Raw genomic sequence first — 17482 nt, 5'->3', positions numbered from 1 at the left:
CGGCGCGATGGGCGACTGAAACGCCACTCCATCGAACCGGTCTGTCTGGCCAGAGGAACGCAGTTTGCATACCTTGTAGCCACAAGCGCAGCATTGGCCGTTCCCGCAACAATCGGGATGACAGCGGCGCGGCGCACGAGACGGCTTCCCGACCATGGCTTTCGCCACCATCAAGGAAACCCATGAACCTATCCGACTTCATCGAGGCAAACCTCCCGGGCCTCATCGACGACTGGACGGAATACGCGCGCAAGCTCGATGGCGGCCGCTCCCGTCTCTCCGATCAACAGCTGCGCAACTCGGCGCGCGACCTTCTCCGGCGAATTGCTGCCGATATGCGCGAGGGGCAGACGTCTGCACAACAGCACGCCAAATCGTGGGGCGACCGCGCACCTTCGGAATCGGGCTTCAATGAAGCCGCCCACGAGCACGCCGACGACCGCCTCTCGCACGGGTTCGACATCAACGATCTGGTGGCGGAATACCGCGCGTTGCGCGCCAGCGTGCTGCGCCGGTGGCAGCAAGATCCGCAGGCTCACGCCCTGGCGTTGCAGGAGATGATCCGGTTCAACGAGGCCATCGACCAGATGCTTGCAGAATCGGTGCGCCAGCATGCCCAGCAAACCGAACGCATGCGCGACCTGTTTGCCGGCGTGCTTGCCCATGACCTGCGTTCGCCGCTCGGCGCGATCCTGGCGTCCGCAGAAACGCTGCTGCACGACGATGGCCTGTCTTCGCGCAGCGTTCGGGCGGTCGCATTCATCCAGCGCGGTGCGATGCGCGTGCAGCAGATGATCGACGACCTTCTTGTTTTCACACGCACACGCCTGGGCGATTTCCTGCCCACGAGTTTCAGCACGCAGGATATGGGGCGACTGTGCAGCGACGCCATCGACGAAGTGTGCGCGTCGTACCCCGACGCGAAGATCGACCTGCGCCTGGCGGGCGAACTGCGTGGCAAGTGGGACGGCAGCCAGATCGGCCAGTTGCTGGTCAATCTATTGGCCAACGCGGTGCGCTACGGGTCGGGGCGGGTCGCCATCGAAGCCGCCGGGCGCGATGGGCAGATGACGATTGCCGTTTCGAACGAGGGCAACCCCATACCGCCCTCCGCTTTTCCAACCCTGTTCGATCCGCTGACCCGCGCAACACGGCCGGACCACAGCGGGAGCGCCGCCGGCATCGGGCTTGGCCTGTATATCTGCCGCTGCATTGTGGAGGCGCATCGCGGGACGATCGATGTGCAATCGTCGGAACACGGCACGACCTTCACTGTGCGGATTCCCTTTTCGGTGGCTGCTTGACCTTGTCGGTCGCCGTGCAAAAAAAAGCCGGCACCCTGAGGTACCGGCCCTTTCTCTTCTTTGGGCGAATCGCAGCGTCGATCAGCCCGCCTGACGCAGCGCAGCGGCTTCCTCCCCACGCTTGCCCATCAGCAACTGCACCACCACCGCCACAATGATGTTGAAGGCCAGTGCTGCCAGGCCGGTGTAGATGGTGTACTTGTCGCCGCCAATCACAAAGGTGTGCACGGGCTTGATGCCGTCGGAGAAGGCCAGCCAGCTGCCACCGATCATGCCCGCCGCCCAGCCGGCCAGCAGCGCCGGTGCGCGGAAGCGGTTCGAGATGTTGAACAGACCGAACACCACCGACGGGAACGTCTGCACGATCCACACGCCGCCCAGCAGTTGCAGGTCCAGCGCGAACTTGGTCGGCAGGAACAGAATGAACACCAGCGCGCCCGCCTTGACGATGAGCGAGATCACCTTGGCAACCTTTTCCTCACCGGCGTGCGAGAGGTCCGGCGCCACGTAGGGCTTCCAGAAGTTGCGGGTGAACAAGTTGGCCGCACCAATCGACATGACCGCCGCCGGCACCAGCGCACCAATGGCGATGGCCGAGAACGCAAAGCCCGTGAACCAGCTCGGGAACAGCGCGTTGAACAGCGCGGGCACCACGTCGTTGTTGTTGGTGACCTTGATGCCCGCGGCGTAGGCCATGAAGCCCAGCAGCGCAATCAGGCCCAGCAGCACCGTGTAGGCCGGCAGGAAGACGGCGTTCTTGCGGATCGTGTCTGCACTGCGCGCGGCAAAGATGCCCGTGAGCGTATGCGGATACATGAACGCCGCCAGCGCCGAGCCAATCGCCAGCGTGGCGAACGGCAGGAACTGCGCAGGCTTGAGCGTCAGACCCGTAGCACCGCCCTTGATGGCAAACGCATCGTGCGCGCTCGCAAACACCGCACCGTAGCCACCGAGCTTGGCCGGCACCAGCACCACCGCCACCAGCACCACGATGTAGATCATGATGTCTTTGACGAAGGCGATGAGCGCAGGCGCCCGCAGGCCAGCGGAGTACGTGTACAGCGCCAGGATGACGAAGGCGGCCGCCAGCGGCAGCTCGCCCGTCAAGCCCAGCGCCTTGATCACGACTTCCATGCCGATGAGCTGCAGGGCGATGTAGGGCATCGTCGCCACCACGCCCGTGAGCGCCACCGCAAACTCCAGCGAGCGCGAGCCGTAGCGGCCGTACACGGCATCGGCCGCCGTGACGTGGCCGTTGGCGTGCGCCACCTTCCACAGCTTGGGCATGATCAGGAAGACGATCGGGTACACCAGGATCGTGTACGGCAGCGCGAAGAAGCCGTACGCGCCCACGGCATACACGAGTGCCGGCACGGCGATGACGGTGTAGGCGGTATAGAAATCGCCGCCCACCAGGAACCACGTGATCCAGGTGCCGAAGTTGCGGCCGCCCAGGCCCCACTCTTCAATGTGGGCGCCCTTGTCGGAGTTGCCGCGCTGCCAGCGCGAGGCGATGAAACCCAGCACCGTGACCAGCGCGAAGAAAAAGATGAAGACCGCCAGTGCAGTCCAGTTGATATGTCCGTCCATCATTCTTCTCCTTTGCTCTGGCCGTTCTTGAAGACGATCCAGATCAGCAGCGAGGTGATCGGCACCCAGAGGAACTGGTACCAGTAGAAGAACGGAAAGCCGAAGAGCGCGGGCGTTTCCTGGTTGTAGAACGGCACCCACAGCAGGCCGATGAAAGGCAGTGCGAGCAAGAACTTCATGGGTTGTCTCCTGGTTCGGGGACTTCGGATGTTGTTTTGAACAGGTGAGGTGCCACGCCCGATGCGTGACCAGACGGATGTCTGACGGATTGCTTTCCGCCTTTGTTGTTATCCGGCGCACTGTGATCGCGCGCCTTCTGGAAGACCATCCGCACCTGTACGCAGCAGCCACACGTAGTACTACGTAGTAAGCGTAGACTTTTCGCGTGAAATAACCAATCGCTAAGGTGGGCGCGGGTTTCCTAGGGTTTTCACGAATTCCTGTCATGACAGACAGCCGCCGAATGCGTGAGCAAAACTCGCTGGCCACCACGGTGCCGCATGGCACCAAGCACAACGGGGAGCCGCAGTGGCTCCCCGTTGATTGTTGTGACGCAGCATAAGCCCTGGCGTGCCCAGGGTTTCTGCCGGGTGCAGCGCTGCCGCGTTGCGAATTCCGGGGGGGGCAAACGCGCCCCGAAATTCGGCAAATGCAATTGCCTGCTCGTGCAAAGGTCTGCGTGCCGAGGGACTCCTCACGCCAACCGATCCGATCGAATCAATAATTAAAGACAGAATTGATTTGATTAAATTATCAAAATTGAATTAAACCAATCAATGATTTTTTATTCGCTTTTTTCCCGCCTTTTCTTTAGTCTCTAGGCCGCGATTTTTGTTATGTATTCCATCTAAAGGAAATCGTTTGCCCGCAACCCGCAAATGGCGTGGTCATAAGGAAAAACCCGGACACGGATCTATTCAAGCACCCGTTTCTTTAGAGCAAACACTCAAAAAAGTGTGGTGTTTTGAATTTTTTTTCAATCTGATTGAAAAAATACTTGTAAGGTAGTTCCATCGTGCGCATTCACATCCCACTTAGCCCGGCAATCCCCTCGCCGGGTTTTTTTTGGGCGGTGCATCCGATGGCCTCGTCTGCGGCAATCCGTCGTGAACGCTGGGGACATTGCAAAGCGCTCAGGGGCGCTGGAACACCTCACGGCCATCACCCCCGCAGCGGCCGTGCGGCGCGCCACACCCAGCCCAAAGGCGCGCGAACTCGGCTTCTGCCGCTGCTGCTACGACCACCTTGCGGGGCAAGTGGGCGTGGCCGTCACGCAGGCGCTGCAATCACGCGGCCATCTGCTGTCGATGCCCGACAAGCACTACGAGATCACGCCCGCCGGCGTCACGTGGTTTGGCGATGTGGGGCTCGACGTGCGCGCCATTCGCCCGACACGGCGGGGGCTGGCGCGGCAATGCCTGGACTGGATCGAGCGCACGCATCACGTGGCGGGACCGCTCGGGGTGCAGTTCCTGCGTCGGCTGTGCGATGTCGGCTGGATGCTGCGCGCACGCGATTCACGCGCGGTGCTGGTCACGCCCAAGGGCTGGCAGTAGTTGCATCAGCGCCTGGGCGTGGATGAGGCGACGGTGCGCAGCGAGGCCGAACACCGTCACGCATGACGCCGTCGATCAGTGCCCGGCAAAGGCCAGCACTTCCGGCAGGCGGGCAAGCAGCGCATCGCGCGAGCGGATGCCGCCCGACGTCGGCTCAACCTTATCGTCCTGGATCAGGTTGGCAAACACGTACGTCTTGTCGCCCTTCCTGGCCCAGCCGACAAACCAGCCGTAAGCGTGCGCCTGGTCCCACGTGCCATCGGGCGACGTGTTGCCCGGCGCAGGGCCGGCAGTGCCCGTCTTGCCCTGCACCGCCCAGCCGCCTGGCACCTGCCAGGTCTGCACGGTACGGTCGACCATCTCGTAGGTGCGCGCAGACACCGACAACTGCCGGTTGACGATCCTGCGCATAAAGCCGACCTGCTCCTCCGGCGAAATCTTCAGTGACGAGGTGATCCACGAGCGGTCCATACCGTTGTTCTTGCCTGGATCGCCGCTCACATCCATGTTGCCGTAGCCGAGCTTGCGCACGTACGCCTGGAAGGTCTGCGCGCCCATCGCATGCGTAATGCGCTGCGAATACCAGACCACCGAATACTTGAGCCACAGCGCCGGGTCGATGGGCTGGTGCCAGGCGTCGCCGCCCCAGTCGGGGTCTCCGCGCTTGAAGTACTCAACCGGGGTGTGCTCGTCTTTGAGGAAGCCGTGGTCGAAGCCCATGACGGCCAGCGCGAGCTTGAACGTGGAAGCGGGCGTCACGCGCTCGTCGCACTTGCCTTCGTGCAAGACGGCCTTGCCCGTGGCGGCATCGGCCACGATCGTGCAGATCGGGTGCTCGGCGCGGGCAAAGGTTGCAAGCGCGGCAAGCAGGGCGCCGATGGCGGCGTGGCAGCGTTTCATTATCGATCAACCTCATGTTGGGGGAATGCAGAGAACTGCGCGGCAGCGTAGCAGCGAGGTTGCCGTCCTGCAGACCGCCACACGCGTAACGGCTGTAACGCGGGCGCAACTGCCAACCAGAAAAGAGGGGCTTGCAAATTTTTCGGCGGTCGGTAAAATGCGCCGCTCACCTAGCCCAGGTGGCGGAATTGGTAGACGCACTAGTTTCAGGTACTAGCGGGTAACTCCGTGGAGGTTCGAGTCCTCTCCTGGGCACCAGACACAGTCCCAAGCAGTTCAGGGGCGACAAAAAACCCGCGTGGCGATGAGCCTTGCGGGTTTTTTGTTGTCCGGATGGATACAGCGCGACGAAGCGGTTGCGCCCCGCACCAGCGAATCGCCAGCAAAGCCACGGCACCGCTCCCGCCAATGTATCGACAGGTTTGCGCGATCAGCCCCCGCTCCGATTCGGCAGCGCCGCTCAGAACGCCGCCATCGACAGCGCGACAACACCCCCGGCAGCGACGATTGCGTGGGGTGTCGTCACCAAACGCCGAATACATCAAGCCTTCCTGGCCGTGCCAACCTGACGCCGTAATGGGCGCTGCTTGCGTTATTGACACACCGTGCGGACGGGTCACCAGCCGTGGAACCGCGCCCACGTCTGCACCACACCCCGCGACGACACCGCCTGGTACTCCGGGAACTGCGCCCCCGTGGCGCACGCATGGTTCGGCAGCACACGCAACTTCGCGCCGACAGGAAAGCGTGCCAAGAGGTCTTCACGCGCCGAGCCATCGCTGGCCGCCAGAATGCCGTGCTCCTGGTTCGCGCCGATCAGCGTGAGCCCTTCGAGCAGCGTACCGTCGAGCGTGCACGGCTGCCCGTAGCCAAAGTCATGAGACTGCTTGGCGGTGCCGCGGTCTCGGCTCATCGCCATCCATCCGGCGTCGACAATCACCCAGCCTTTGTCGGGCTGATGGCCGATCACGGTGGTCAGCACGCTCAGTGCGATCTCGTCCATCGCGCACACGCCCACGTTGTGCATGACGAGATCGAAGAATACGTAGACGCCGGCACGCACCTCCGTCACACCTTCGAGGTGTTCGGTGGCCAACGCGGTGGGCGTCGAGCCCACGCTCACCGCCGCACACGGCACGCCAACATCCCGCAAGCGCTGCGCCGCGCGCACGCAACCGGCGCGCTCCTGCTCGGCCAGTGCAGCCAGCGCGGCGCGGTCGTTCAGATCGTAGCTGGAGCCGGCGTGCGTCATCACGCCGCCCACGTCGATGCCGCCGTCTTTCAGGATGCGGCCGACTTCCAGCAGCGCGTCCTGCTCGGGCGTGATGCCGGAGCGGTGCCCATCGGTATCGACTTCGATCCACACTTCGCAGCGCTCGCCGTGTGTGCGGGCGTAGTCGACGACCGCATGGGCGGCCTCGGCGTTGTCAACCACGAGCTTGAGATCGCAGCCACGCTTGCGCAGCGCCATCGCACGCGGCAGCTTGGTGGCGACAATGCCCACGGCGTACAGGATGTCCTTGATACCGGCGGCAAAGAAGGCCTCGGCCTCCTTCAACGTCGATACGGTGATGCCCTGCGCGCCCGCCGCCACCTGTGCGCGCACGACGTCGAGGCACTTGGTGGTCTTCACATGCGGGCGGAATTTCACGCCCAGCGCGTTCATGCGGTGCTGCATGCGGGCGATGTTGTGCTGCATGCGCGGCAGGTCGATCAACGCTGCGGGCGTGTCGATGGTGTCAATCACGTGTGTGTCGGTGGTCATGGCTGCATCCTCATGCGGCAAAACGGCGGGCCCAAGGCAGCAGGTCGTCCAGTGTGGGCGAGGTGATCTCCGGCAACTGGGCGCCCTCCACGGGCGTCAGGCCGATCCGGTTGTGCCAATACGTGCGCAGGCCGACGGTCGCCGTGCCGAACATGTCGTAGCTGGAGCCCGCCACAAATGCCGCGTCGGCCGCGTCTACGCCAAGTTGCTCGAGGGCCATGCGATACGGCTTCGGGTCGGGCTTGTACACGCCCGCCTGCTCGGCCGTGATGACGACATCCCACGTGATCGGCAACAGCGCGGCGGCTTGCCGGCCCAGCCGTTCCGAGCAGTTGGTGACCACGGCCAGCTTGCAGCGCGGCTGGAGCTGGGCCAGCGCTTGCGCAGCGCCACTCCACGGTGCGAGCTGCAACCAGTTCGCTTCCAGCGCTTCGGGCGCGGAAGCCGGCAAGCCGACGTTCTGCGCGGCCTGCCGCACCATCGCTTCATAAGGAACGTACGTGCCGCAGCCGTACGTCAGCCGCAGATACTCGGCGCGCCACGTGCGGCCTGCCTGTGCGGAGCCGGCAGCGCGGTTCCAGAGCGACCACGAATCGAGCAACGCGGTCAGGAGATCGAACAGGATGGCCTTGGGATAGCCGGTGTCGGGAGAAACGGTGGAGGCGGTGGAAACGTTCACGCTGGTCACCTGCAAATCGGTAGGGATCGGTGCAGCCGATTGTAGGTACCCCGCATCGGCTTTCGGTGAAGCTGGCTTGAATCTAAGATTCAGTATCACTACATCACGCGCGCCACGGCGGCTGCGGCTTGAAACGGCTTTGCAGCGCCTGCATGAAGTGACGCGTGCGTTGCGGCAACCCCGCGCGGTTGTGCGTGAGCGCGATCACGTTGGCGTCCGGCGCCTTCCAGCCGGGCAGCAATCGCACGAGTCGGCTTGCGCGCAGGTCGTCGGCGACATCCCATTCCGAGCGCAGAATCACGCCGCGCCCCTCGCATGCCCACTGGCGGATGACATCGCCGTCGTTGCAGATGAGCGCCCTGGGCACGCGCACGCTGCGGCTCGTGCGGCCCTTGCTGAAGTGCCAGAGCGACACATCTTCCTTGTTCTCGCGCAGCACGATGCAAGGCAGCGCGGCAAGGTCATCGGGCGTTTCCGGCAGGCCGAAGCGCTTCACAAACGCGGGCGACGCGCAGACAAAGCGTGCGTTCGGCGCAATCGCATGGCCGACCAGATTCGACACCTGCAATGCGCCGATATGCACCACCACATCAAAGCGGTCCGCCGCCTCGACAAGGGGTGCATCGGACAGCGCCAGTTCGATGTCGACATCAGGATGCTGCTGCTGGAAATCCGCAATGATGGGCGCCACGTAGCGCCGCCCAAACCCCAGCGGCGCATTCACCTTGAGCGTGCCCACGAGGCCGCCCCGGCGCGTGTGCAAATCCTCCGACAGTGCATCGAGCTGGCGGATCAGCTCTGCTCCACGCTCGCACAGCAGCGCGCCCTCTTGCGTAAAGCGCAGGCTGCGCGCGGTGCGGTCGATCAGCCGTGTGCCCAGCTTCTTCTCCAGCTGCTGCAGGCGCTGCGACACGGCCGATGGCGTCAGGTCCAGCGCCCGCGCCGTCGCCACCAGGCTGCCGTTGTCCCGGATGGCGAGCAGGAAGCGCAGGTCGGCGGAATCCGTCATGGGTTACTTGCCGGCAAAGCGGTCCGTTGCGGCCAGCAGCTGATCGAGGATGCCCGGTTCGGACCACGCATGGCCGGCACCTTCGATCAGGTGGAAGTCCGAATCCGGCCACGCCTGATGCAGCGCATACGCATAGCGCGCAGGGCACGGCATGTCGTAGCGTCCATGCACGATCACGCCGGGAATACCTGCCAGCCTGTGCGCCTCGCGCAGCAACTGGCCCTCTTCCAGCCAGCACTGGTGCGTAAAGTAGTGGTTCTCCAGCCGCGCGAAAGCCAGCGCGAAATGGTCGTCGGCGTGCTTGGCGCTGTTGGCGGGGTCGGGCAACAGTGTGATGGTCTCGCCTTCCCACACACTCCACGCGCGGGCAGCTTCGATCTGCTTGGCGGTGTCGTTGCCGGTCAGCACTTTGCGATAGGCCGCAATCATGTCGCCGCGCTCGGCCTCCGGAATCGGTGCCTGAAAGCGTGCCCATTTCTCGGGGAACATCTCCGACACGCCGTACTGGTAGTACCAGCGCAGCTCGGCCTGCGTGACGGTGTAGATGCCTCGCAGCACCAGTTCGCTCACATGCTGCGGAGACTTCTGCGCGTAAGCGAGCGCCAACGTCGAGCCCCACGAGCCGCCGAAGACAAGCCAACGGTCCGCACCGGCGATGGCGCGCAGTCGTTCGATATCGGCCACAAGGTGCCAAGTGGTGTTCGCCTCCAGGCCCGCGTGCGGCGTTGACCGCCCGCAGCCGCGCTGGTCGAACAGCATCACGTCGTAGCGTGCCGGATCGAACACGCGGCGGTGGTCTGCCGAAACCCCGCCGCCCGGCCCGCCGTGCAGGAACACCGCCGGCTTGGCGCCGGGCGTGCCGACGCGCTCGTAGTAGATCGTGTGGCCATCGCCCACGTCGAGCATGCCGGTTTCATACGGTTCGATGGGCGGATACAGCGTGCGCAGTGCAGACATGGTCGGTCCTGTCGAGAGGTTGCCGTGGGAATGGGCTGATTCTACAGACGGGTTCCCGCTTGCACATATTTTTGAACGACGTATAAAATTGCACCTCGTTTAATAATAGCGAGCCCACCATGTCGTCCAGTCCGTCCCCCATCGAAGCCGGCCGCCGCGAACGCAAGCGCATCCAGACGCTGGACCACCTGGCGGCCACGGCCTTTTCCCTGTTCGAGCAGCACGGTTACGACGCCGTGACGATGGAGCAGATTGCCGCGCAGGCCGATGTGTCCAAGGGCACGCTGTACAACCACTTTCCAGTCAAGGAAGCCCTGCTGGCGCACCAGTTCCACGCCGAGCTGGCGGCAGGCGGCGCGCAATTGCGTGGGCAGATCGAGGCACAGCCGGATTTCGCCTCGCGCCTGGCGGTGCTGCTGTCCGCCTCGGCCGACTGGTGCAACGTGCGCCGGCCCTATCTGGCCGCGTATTTCCGCTACCGCTTTGCCAGCGCCGACCTGGCTGCCCGCGACCGTGACGCAGACAAGCGCAGCGGGCTCGAAGCGGTGTTCATGGCACTCATTGACACAGCGCAGCACTCGGGCGAACTCGACACGCGGCTCGATGCGGAGCACCTCGCGGGGCTGTTCGAGTACTTGTACCTCGGTGCGCTGATGCGCTGGCTTGCGCGTCCGGACATCGACCTGCACGCGGGCTTCTCCGCGGTCATCGATCTGTTCCTGCACGGCGTGGCGCGCAAGGAGGCGTGATGAACACGCTCGTGCTCGATTGGCCGGCTGCGGCGGCGGCCGGCGCCGCAGTGGCCGGCGGCAAAGGCTGGCAGCTTGGACGGATGGCGATGCTCGGCGTGCCGGTGCCCGATGGTTTTGTGCTGGTGGCAGATGCCAGCCGCGGGCGCAGTCGCGGAGATGGCGTGCCCGACGCCGTGCTGGCTGCCATCACCGAAGCGCTGACGGCGCGCGGCTGGCAGAACGCGCCACTGGCCGTGCGCTCGTCCGCGCCGCAGGAGGATTCCGCGCAACGCTCGTTCGCGGGCATCCACGAAACACGCCTGAACGTCATCGGCGCGCAGGCGCTGGCAGAAGCGGTACGCGCCGTGTGGGACTCGGCGCACGCACCGCAAGCGTTGGCATACCGCGAGCGCTTTGGCATCGACACCGCCGACCTGGCGATGGCCGTGGTCATCATGCCGATGTTGCCGGCGGTGGCCGCAGGCATCGCGTTCACAGGCGACCCGCTGACCGGCCGCGATGACCACATCGTCATCAACGCGCACTGGGGCCTGGGCGAAGCGCTGGTGGGCGGCCACGCCGATGGCGACGTCGACCGGCTCGAAGTGGCGCCGCAAGACGACACGCTGCTTGTGGTCGAACGCCAGATCGGCACGAAGCGCCACATGACGCGCGCGCTGACCGAAGGCGGCACGACACTCGCCGACACCGCGACAGAAGACGCCCGCCGTGCCGTGCTGGACGACGCTCAGCTCATCGCCTTGACCACGGTTGCACGCGACACGGCCCGCGCGCTCGACTTTGCCCAGCCGCGCTACGACATCGAATGGGTGTGGGACGGACAGCGCTTCTGGATCGTGCAGGCGCGCCCGATCACCGCGGCCGCCCGCTCCACCTACCCCGCCCTGCAAACCCAACCGACGTTCTGGACGCGCGGCAACACGCGCGAGATGTTTCCCACACCGCTGTCGCCCATCGACTGGTCGCTGTACGGCCATGCGGCCAACCGGATGCTGACGCTGGCGTACTCGCTTGCGGGCTACTCGCTACTGCCGGGCCTGGAGCGCGCCAGGCTCTTCGGCGGCCACGTGTACCTGGATGTTTCGTTGATGCAGTGGGAGGCGTTTGACGCGTTCGGCATTGCGCCCGATGCCATCAACCGCATGCTGGGCGGCACGCAGCCCGAGATTGCGCTGCCCCGCACCACGTGGGCGCAGCGGCTGGCGCGAGGCGCACGGCTCGTGCGATATCTATTGAGAGCAGGCGCTGCGCGCCGCCATGCGCAGAGCGATCTGAACCGGGCCCGCAAGCAAGCCGCGCAATGGCGTGAAGACGCGTGGCCGGAAGCGACCGCCGAGCTGGCCACCTGCCTGCGCGAGCGCTTCAACATTGTGCGCCGCGCAGACAGCCTGTTCTTCCTGCAGGGCTCGGCGGGCGGCGCCGTTTCGGGGCTGGTCGACGTGATCGAAAAACAGTGCCCCGGCGAGGGCCACGCGCTGGCCGCCGCGCTCATGGCCGGCACAGAACCCAGCGTCACCGCACAGCAGAGCCATGACCTGATGGCGCTGGCACAAACGGCCGCCACCGATACCGAAGCGCTCGCCTGGCTTCGCGGCGACAGACGCATCGGCACGCAGTGGACGCAGCAACTGCCGGCGCACAGCCCGTTCCGCCTGCACTTCAGTACGTTCGTGGAGCGCTACGGCCACCGCGCCATTGAAGAGAGCTACTTCCGCCACCCGCGCTGGCGCGAGCAACCGGACTACTTGCTCGACCTCGTGGTCGGCCTGATCGGCACCGATGCCGGGGCGGGGCGGCAAAGGCAGCAGACGGCGTCTGAGCGAGCGTGGGAACGTCTGCCGTGCTGGGTGCGGCCGATCGTGCGGGGCATGCTCAAGGGTGCCGTGCGTGACAGCAATCAGCGGGAGGCCGCGCGCAGCGCGCTCGTGGCATATCTGGAAGCGCTGCGCATCGGCCTGCTGAAGCTGGCGGACAGGTTGGTCGGCAAGGATGGACTCGATGCGCCGGAAGACATCTTCAACCTGACACTGGACGAATGCGTGGCTGCAGGCACCGGCGCATTGCCGCTGCGCTTTGCGGCCCAGCGTGCGCGTGAACGCCGCCGGCAATTGAACGATTGGGCTGCTGCGCAGGAGCCGGACATCATCGCCGAACATGGGGAGGTGCCGGTCGCGGCCACTGTGCCGATCGCCCTGGCCGCAGACGCCTGGAGCGGCACAGCCGTCGGCGCAGGCTCGGCACAGGGGCTGGCACGGCTGGTCGACCACGCTGCCGCCGGCACGGCGCTGCAAGCCGGCGACATCCTGGTCGCGCCCAGTACCGACCCCGCGTGGACGCCGCTCTTCTTGAAGGCCGGCGCACTGGTCATGGAGACCGGCGGCTACCTGTCGCATGGTGCCATCGTGGCGCGCGAGTTCGGGATTCCGGCGGTGGTGAACGTGCCCGGCATCCGGGCCCAGTTGAAAGACGGCGAGACCATCCGCGTGGATGGCAACACCGGCACGGTCAGCAGAGTGGCGGGTTAGCCACCCCAATGTGGTGATGAGGCGACACTGGCGAATCCAAATTGCTGCGGCGCAATATTCGGACTAACATTCGGGTATTCCCTAGTAGGGTTATCCCTAAATCAGTCTTCAGAAGGAATCGCCATGAACACCGTCGCTCTCAAAGCCGCTCCCGCCTCGCGTTTCGCCCGTTTCTGGCAAATCGTGCGCCGTGAAGCCAGCCGCGCCGTCGCGCTGCACGTGGAAAGCTGCGGCATGATGGCCGAGTTGTATCGCCGTTCGGGTCGCTAAGCCGAACCGACGGTTCCGGCATTTGTTGCGTCGCACCGTCTCCGGTGTGGCGCTGACACGGCAAGCGTGCCATCCCGAAAGATTTCGAGGGCGCAGCCCCAACCGGCAAAGCGTACCTATTTCTGCGTGCCGTCTGATGGCGCTGGAAGGTGCTGGGCGTCGTCTCCTGCGTCCTGACGATTGCGCGCCAGCGCGCGCGCATACACCGACGGCGCACCCGCTGCATGTGCCGTCACATAGCCGGTAATGCAGGCCAACATGAGCGGCAGCACCACCTGGTAGGACAGCGTCATCTCGAAGATCATCAGGATCGACATGAGCGGTGCATGCGTGGTGGCGGCCAGCAGTGCCCCCATGCCGACCACCGCGTAGCTGACGGGCACCGGCGCCGCATCCGGCAGCAGCGCGTGCATGCCCGTGCCGTAAAGCAACCCCAGCGCCGCGCCACAGAAGAGGGTGGGCGTGAATACACCACCCACTGCACCCGAGCCCGCGCTCGACGCCGTCGCCACCACCTTGCAGATCAGCACCAGCGCCACCGTCTGCCACAGCCAAGGTTCGTGCAGAAAGGCATTAACCACACTGTAGCCGTTGCCCCAGACCTCGGGCACGCCCGTGGACAACGCACCGACAATCAATCCGCCAGCGGCCAATTGCAGCGTGAGCGGCAGCTTGGTCTGTGCAAACGCGTCGCGCGCGCGGTCAATCAAACCCAGCAGCAGTGGTCCCACCATCCCCGCCGCCAGACCCAGGCCCAGATACGTCAGCACTTCCCAGCCGGAAACGAAATCGAAGTGCGGCATCTCGTAGACGGCCCCATAGCCGAAGAATTGGCGCACCACGATGTCGGCGGTGACCGCCGCCACCAGCAGCGGCCCCAGCGTCGCCGTGGTGATGACCCCGAACACGATTTCGCAGACGAACACGGCGCCCGAGATGGGCGCGTTGTAAGCAGAGGTGATGCCAGCAGCCGCGCCGCATGCCACCAGCAGACGCAATTGCTCGACTGGTACGGGCGTCCAGTGCCGCAGCACGCGGCCGACCAGCGAGCCGCACATTGCTGCCAGTTGCACCATCGGCCCTTCGCGCCCGATCGACGCGCCGCTGGCCACCGAGCACAACGACGACGCACTGCGTACCAAACTCTGCCGCGCGCTGAGCACGCCATCGCCCACCGCAATGGCCTCCATATAGTCTTCAGCGCCTTTGCGCGGGATCCACTTGAGGCCCACCTGCAAGGTGATGCCTGCCAGCAGTCCACCCACGGTCGGCACCAGCAGGCGCGCCCACCAAGGCAGCGCCCGCGCCGTAGCCACCAATCCTTGGTCCGTACCCGAGAACCACCATTGCAGATGACGCAGGCACTCGCGAAACAGGATCGTCGACAAGGCGCCCGCGCAGCCGATCACGCCGGCAATCACGAACACCAGATGCTCGCGACCGAAGGGCAGTCGGGCAATCGCGCGCCGCCACCATGGCTGGCGCGGCATATCCGGTTGAGGCGGCGGCGTGTCGGTCATGTCGATTCACATCAGGACGGATCGACATGATAGCGGCGGCGCCGCACCGGTTTTAGGTCGATGTCGCAACCACGGCGTCTGGCAACCACGCCTGCGGTACGTCTGCGCTGCGACGATTCGGGTCCCAGGCAATGACGCGCGCCTGCACGAGGTTTTCGATCACGAAAGGGTCGCGCGCGAGGATGGCGTCGATCTCTTCGCGAGAACCGGCACGCGCCAGGATGCCGCCGCCCTCACGCGGGAAGAACGGCCCCGACATCAGGAAGTGGCCGCTCGCATAGTGGGCATCGAGATGCGCGCGGTGCGCAGGCAGCACGCGGTCGAGTGCTTTGAGCGGTGCGGTGTAGTTGAAAAGAATCAGGTACAGCATGCGATGGCTCCTTATCGGATGAGGTGACACCTTCGAAACACGAGACCCGGCAACGTGAAACAACAACGCCGAGCGTCCCGCAGAAATGGGTACGCTTTGCATGGAAACCCTGCGCCGCGCAGGGTTCTCAAGGGCGTAGGAGCAACGCACCCGAGGTCTGCCCGGCCTCCAGCGCGGTGTGCGCGGCGGCCGCATCTTCGAGTGCATAGGTACCGCCCACCGGCACGCGCACGCCATCGAGCATGCGCTGCAATGCTGCCTGTGCCCCCGTCCGGTAGTTCGACAGATCGGCCATGTAACGGAACACGCCTGGCCGCGCCAGCGCAATGGAGCGCGCGGGCCCAAGCGCCGCGAGATCGACGACGTTCGTTTGCGCGTTGCCGACATCGCCCGCCTGACCGATGCTAGCCACCATCCCGAACGGCCGCGTCACCGCCAACGAGGCCGGCAGCATCGCGCCGCCAACGCCGTCGATCACGTAGTCGACGCCTTCTCCACCAGTGAGTTGCAGCACGGCGTCGCGCACATCTTGCTGGCGATACAGCACGACGTGGTCCGCACCGTGCCCAATGGCGACGGCGGCCTTGGCTTCGCTGCCAACCGTGCCGATCACGTGCGCACCCTGGCGCTTGGCCCACTGCACCAGCAATACGCCCAGACCGCCGGCTGCCGCGTGCACAAGCACCGTATCGCCGGCGCTCACCTGCCGTACCCGCGTCAGCAGCATGTGTGCGGTGATGCCGCGCACCAACGTGGCGGCCACGGTTTCGTCATCCAGCGCATCGGGTAAGGTAATCGCGCGTTCGGCCGGGATGTTGCGGTGGCTGGTGTAGCCGCCGGGCGCGCCATCCATCAGGCCGGCCCAGGCCACGCGCTGGCCAACCACAAAGCCGCGTACATCCGTACCCACGGCTTCCACCACGCCAACGCCCTCAACACCGAGCACCGCCGGAAATGCCGGCACCGGATACAACCCGGCACGGTGATACACATCGACAAAGTTCACGCCGATGGCGGTGTGCCGCACCGTCAACGCGTTTGGTGCGGGCGGCGGCAACATCAGGCTGGCGGGCCGCAAACCCAATGCTGGTCCTGGTTCGCGGAGTTGGATCACCTTGGCATGCATAGCAAATGTCCTCGCAGAAATGGGTACGCTTTTTGGATTCGTCGATGACGGGTCCTACGTTCGTCACGTTGTGAAACAAGCGTAATCCGTTCAGAATCACCCGGGAATTCACAAAAGCTGACCATCTTCTGTGCAAAAAAGCTCAGACCGGCCGAAGAAAGTGCGTGCGCTTGCGCGTGCGGCAGCGGCCGAACCTTCTTCTTCCTTGCAGTGGGATGACGTGCGCTACTTTCTCGTGCTGGCGCGCGAAGGCAGCTTGTCAGCCGCAGCGCGGCGGCTGGCGGTGGAACACACCACGGTGGCGCGGCGTGCCGATGCCTTGGAGCAATCGTTGGGCGTGCGCCTGTTCGACCGCCTGCCGCGCGGCTGGCGTTTGACCGCCGAAGGCAACGCGCTGGCCGAGCGCGCTGAACGCATGGAGCAGGAAGCCGCCGGCTTTGCGCGTGCAGCCGCCGGGGCCGGTAGCTTGCGCGGGACGGTGCGTATCTCCGCGCCGCCCACGGTGGCCAGCCATATCATCGCGCCAAACCTGGCGACCCTGCGCCGGCAATGGCCTGGCATCGACCTCGTGCTGCTGGGTGAAAAGCGCAACGCCAACCTGATGGCGCACGAAGCTGACTTGGCGGTGCGCTTGTCGCGCCCGACGTCGTCTGCCCTGGCGACACGGCCGTTGGGTGACCTCGGCTATGGTCTGTACGCCACCGCAGAAGTGCTCGCACGCCCCGAATCCGAATGGGAATTCATCGGCTACGACGAAAACCTGCGCCACGTGCCGCAGCAGCGCTGGCTGGACAACTACGCAGGCGAACGTCGCGTGGTCTTGCGCTGCAGTGATCTGGCAGCAATGCACCAGGCAGCGTTGGCCGGACTGGGTGTCGCCGCGCTCCCGCACCTGCTCGGCGCGCCCGCAGAAACGGGTACGCTTTTGCGTCGATTGCCCGTCGACGACCCCGCGCTGCATCGAGAAATCTGGTTGGTGATCCACCCCGACGTTCGACGATCACCGCGCGTGCGGGCTGTGGCCGACGCGTTGATCGCGTTGTTCGACGCACAGCGACACGTGTTGACGGGGTTTTGAGCGTACGCAGAAACGGGTACGCTTTTGGGTGAAAAAGAACCGCAAACCCAATGGATATGCGGTTCTTACGCCTCGGCAACA

16 protein-coding genes and 1 tRNA gene are annotated in these 17482 nt (G+C 65.0%); 7 read left to right on the top strand and 10 right to left on the bottom strand.

Translation table 11 applies throughout. The features are described 5' to 3' along the window. Window positions 1-182: 182 nt before the first annotated feature. Window positions 183-1304, top strand: coding sequence for a sensor histidine kinase (locus BEK68_RS02040; RefSeq protein WP_028866777.1), 1122 nt, complete (start codon window positions 183-185; stop codon window positions 1302-1304). Between the two features lie 81 nt (window positions 1305-1385). Here BEK68_RS02040 and mctP read toward each other — a convergent pair whose 3' ends face one another. Together mctP and BEK68_RS02030 are read right to left on the bottom strand one after the other, a co-directional pair. Beyond that, entirely contained in the window at window positions 1386-2894 is a 1509-nt protein-coding gene (gene mctP / locus BEK68_RS02035; RefSeq protein ID WP_004632352.1) for a monocarboxylate uptake permease MctP, read from the bottom strand. Next, complete coding sequence (locus BEK68_RS02030) at window positions 2894-3073, bottom strand: DUF3311 domain-containing protein (RefSeq protein ID WP_004632354.1); 180 nt, start codon at window positions 3071-3073, stop codon at window positions 2894-2896. The genes mctP and BEK68_RS02030 overlap by 1 nt, the downstream gene beginning before the upstream one ends. Before the next feature lie 927 nt (window positions 3074-4000). Here BEK68_RS02030 and BEK68_RS26040 point away from each other — a divergent pair. Continuing rightward, a complete protein-coding gene (locus tag BEK68_RS26040; RefSeq protein ID WP_037042897.1) occupies window positions 4001-4450 on the top strand; it encodes a hypothetical protein in 450 nt (149 codons plus the stop codon). Between the two features lie 75 nt (window positions 4451-4525). On the opposite strand, the gene blaOXA is transcribed toward BEK68_RS26040, so the two are convergent. Continuing rightward, window positions 4526-5350: an OXA-22 family class D beta-lactamase gene (gene blaOXA / locus BEK68_RS02020; protein ID WP_065851551.1), complete on the bottom strand. Its 825-nt coding sequence runs from the start codon at window positions 5348-5350 to the stop codon at window positions 4526-4528. Between the two features lie 173 nt (window positions 5351-5523). Between blaOXA and BEK68_RS02015 the strand changes: the two genes are divergently transcribed. Next, window positions 5524-5608: transfer RNA gene (locus BEK68_RS02015), tRNA-Leu, on the top strand. Window positions 5609-5966: 358 nt separating this feature from the next. On the opposite strand, the gene BEK68_RS02010 is transcribed toward BEK68_RS02015, so the two are convergent. The 4 genes from BEK68_RS02010 to pip form a co-directional block, all read right to left on the bottom strand. Continuing rightward, window positions 5967-7115 carry a DSD1 family PLP-dependent enzyme gene (locus BEK68_RS02010; protein ID WP_028866921.1) on the bottom strand — a complete coding sequence of 383 codons (1149 nt, stop codon included), beginning with the start codon at window positions 7113-7115 and terminating at the stop codon, window positions 5967-5969. 10 nt (window positions 7116-7125) lie between these two features. Next, entirely contained in the window at window positions 7126-7794 is a 669-nt protein-coding gene (locus BEK68_RS02005) for an HAD-IA family hydrolase (RefSeq protein WP_028866920.1), read from the bottom strand. A gap of 103 nt (window positions 7795-7897) precedes the next feature. Then, complete coding sequence (locus tag BEK68_RS02000; RefSeq protein ID WP_028866919.1) at window positions 7898-8803, bottom strand: LysR family transcriptional regulator; 906 nt, start codon at window positions 8801-8803, stop codon at window positions 7898-7900. Window positions 8804-8806: 3 nt separating this feature from the next. Beyond that, window positions 8807-9760, bottom strand: a complete 954-nt coding sequence (gene pip / locus BEK68_RS01995) for a prolyl aminopeptidase (RefSeq protein WP_028866918.1) — start codon at window positions 9758-9760, stop codon at window positions 8807-8809. Between the two features lie 119 nt (window positions 9761-9879). Between pip and BEK68_RS01990 the strand changes: the two genes are divergently transcribed. From BEK68_RS01990 to BEK68_RS25670, 3 genes are all read left to right on the top strand, one after another. Next, entirely contained in the window at window positions 9880-10509 is a 630-nt protein-coding gene (locus BEK68_RS01990; RefSeq protein ID WP_024974439.1) for a TetR/AcrR family transcriptional regulator, read from the top strand. Continuing rightward, window positions 10509-13037: a PEP/pyruvate-binding domain-containing protein gene (locus tag BEK68_RS01985; RefSeq protein WP_028866917.1), complete on the top strand. Its 2529-nt coding sequence runs from the start codon at window positions 10509-10511 to the stop codon at window positions 13035-13037. The genes BEK68_RS01990 and BEK68_RS01985 overlap by 1 nt, the downstream gene beginning before the upstream one ends. Window positions 13038-13160: 123 nt before the next feature. After that, window positions 13161-13307 (top strand): hypothetical protein, encoded by a 147-nt coding sequence (locus BEK68_RS25670; RefSeq protein WP_004632373.1) that lies wholly within the window; start codon window positions 13161-13163, stop codon window positions 13305-13307. Window positions 13308-13423: 116 nt separating this feature from the next. Here the strand turns inward: BEK68_RS25670 and BEK68_RS01980 are convergent, their stop codons facing one another. From BEK68_RS01980 to BEK68_RS01970, 3 genes are all read right to left on the bottom strand, one after another. Continuing rightward, window positions 13424-14827, bottom strand: a complete 1404-nt coding sequence (locus BEK68_RS01980; RefSeq protein WP_024974437.1) for a ClcB-like voltage-gated chloride channel protein — start codon at window positions 14825-14827, stop codon at window positions 13424-13426. Window positions 14828-14879: 52 nt separating this feature from the next. Next, window positions 14880-15197, bottom strand: coding sequence for a YciI family protein (locus BEK68_RS01975; protein WP_004632378.1), 318 nt, complete (start codon window positions 15195-15197; stop codon window positions 14880-14882). Window positions 15198-15324: 127 nt separating this feature from the next. Then, complete coding sequence (locus BEK68_RS01970) at window positions 15325-16323, bottom strand: quinone oxidoreductase family protein (protein WP_065851549.1); 999 nt, start codon at window positions 16321-16323, stop codon at window positions 15325-15327. A gap of 205 nt (window positions 16324-16528) precedes the next feature. Between BEK68_RS01970 and BEK68_RS01965 the strand changes: the two genes are divergently transcribed. Beyond that, complete coding sequence (locus BEK68_RS01965) at window positions 16529-17401, top strand: LysR family transcriptional regulator (protein WP_028866914.1); 873 nt, start codon at window positions 16529-16531, stop codon at window positions 17399-17401. Window positions 17402-17482 lie beyond the last annotated feature (81 nt).

The sequence above is a fragment of the Ralstonia pickettii genome (assembly GCF_001699815.1).
Taxonomy (GTDB): domain Bacteria; phylum Pseudomonadota; class Gammaproteobacteria; order Burkholderiales; family Burkholderiaceae; genus Ralstonia; species Ralstonia thomasii.
The sequence above is the reverse complement of the archived record's forward strand: the minus strand, read 5'-3'. Positions and strand labels throughout refer to the sequence as shown.

Excerpts from the sequence above, each read along its gene's own strand:
- BEK68_RS01970 (WP_065851549.1), bottom strand. The coding sequence starts at position 16,323 with ATGCATGCCAAGGTGATCCAACTCCGCGAACCAGGACCAGCATTGGGT.
- mctP (WP_004632352.1), bottom strand. The coding sequence starts at position 2,894 with ATGGACGGACATATCAACTGGACTGCACTGGCGGTCTTCATCTTTTTC.
- blaOXA (WP_065851551.1), bottom strand. The coding sequence starts at position 5,350 with ATGAAACGCTGCCACGCCGCCATCGGCGCCCTGCTTGCCGCGCTTGCA.
- BEK68_RS02000 (WP_028866919.1), bottom strand. The coding sequence starts at position 8,803 with ATGACGGATTCCGCCGACCTGCGCTTCCTGCTCGCCATCCGGGACAAC.
- BEK68_RS02030 (WP_004632354.1), bottom strand. The coding sequence starts at position 3,073 with ATGAAGTTCTTGCTCGCACTGCCTTTCATCGGCCTGCTGTGGGTGCCG.
- BEK68_RS01985 (WP_028866917.1), top strand. The coding sequence starts at position 10,509 with ATGAACACGCTCGTGCTCGATTGGCCGGCTGCGGCGGCGGCCGGCGCC.
- BEK68_RS01975 (WP_004632378.1), bottom strand. The coding sequence starts at position 15,197 with ATGCTGTACCTGATTCTTTTCAACTACACCGCACCGCTCAAAGCACTC.
- BEK68_RS01990 (WP_024974439.1), top strand. The coding sequence starts at position 9,880 with ATGTCGTCCAGTCCGTCCCCCATCGAAGCCGGCCGCCGCGAACGCAAG.
- BEK68_RS25670 (WP_004632373.1), top strand. The coding sequence starts at position 13,161 with ATGAACACCGTCGCTCTCAAAGCCGCTCCCGCCTCGCGTTTCGCCCGT.
- BEK68_RS02040 (WP_028866777.1), top strand. The coding sequence starts at position 183 with ATGAACCTATCCGACTTCATCGAGGCAAACCTCCCGGGCCTCATCGAC.
- BEK68_RS01980 (WP_024974437.1), bottom strand. The coding sequence starts at position 14,827 with ATGACCGACACGCCGCCGCCTCAACCGGATATGCCGCGCCAGCCATGG.
- BEK68_RS02010 (WP_028866921.1), bottom strand. The coding sequence starts at position 7,115 with ATGACCACCGACACACACGTGATTGACACCATCGACACGCCCGCAGCG.
- pip (WP_028866918.1), bottom strand. The coding sequence starts at position 9,760 with ATGTCTGCACTGCGCACGCTGTATCCGCCCATCGAACCGTATGAAACC.